The following is a 354-nucleotide window of genomic DNA, read 5'->3' as shown; positions in this document are numbered from 1 at the left end:
TGGTGGGCGCTGACGGGATCGAACCGCCGACATTCTGCTTGTAAGGCAGACGCTCTACCAACTGAGCTAAGCGCCCTGAGAAAAACAACAGCGTTGTTTTTAATGACGCAAGACAAGGAATGTCTTGGTATATTGAACACTCAGATCTAAGGAATCCAAGCTTCTCATCTTAGGATGGCGCAGCGGACGGGGCTCGAACCCGCGACCCCCGGCGTGACAGGCCGGTATTCTAACCAACTGAACTACCGCTGCATCTTAAGGTCCAACATGTAAGAATTGGTGGGCGCTGACGGGATCGAACCGCCGACATTCTGCTTGTAAGGCAGACGCTCTACCAACTGAGCTAAGCGCCCT

General features: G+C 53.4%; 3 tRNA genes. All 3 read right to left on the bottom strand.

The window, feature by feature from the left end:
• The 3 genes from GVV58_RS15340 to GVV58_RS15330 all read right to left on the bottom strand — a co-directional run bounded on the left by GVV58_RS15340 (position 1) and on the right by GVV58_RS15330 (position 353).
• Positions 1-76: transfer RNA gene (locus GVV58_RS15340), tRNA-Val, on the bottom strand.
• Positions 77-175: 99 nt separating this feature from the next.
• Positions 176-252 (bottom strand) — tRNA-Asp (locus GVV58_RS15335).
• Positions 253-277: 25 nt separating this feature from the next.
• A tRNA-Val gene (locus GVV58_RS15330) sits at positions 278-353 on the bottom strand.
• Position 354: the final 1 nt, after the last annotated feature.

It is taken from the genome of Acinetobacter sp. 18QD2AZ41W (genome assembly GCF_009829025.1).
GTDB classification, from domain to species: domain Bacteria; phylum Pseudomonadota; class Gammaproteobacteria; order Pseudomonadales; family Moraxellaceae; genus Acinetobacter; species Acinetobacter pseudolwoffii.
The sequence above is the reverse complement of the archived record's forward strand: the minus strand, read 5'-3'. Positions and strand labels throughout refer to the sequence as shown.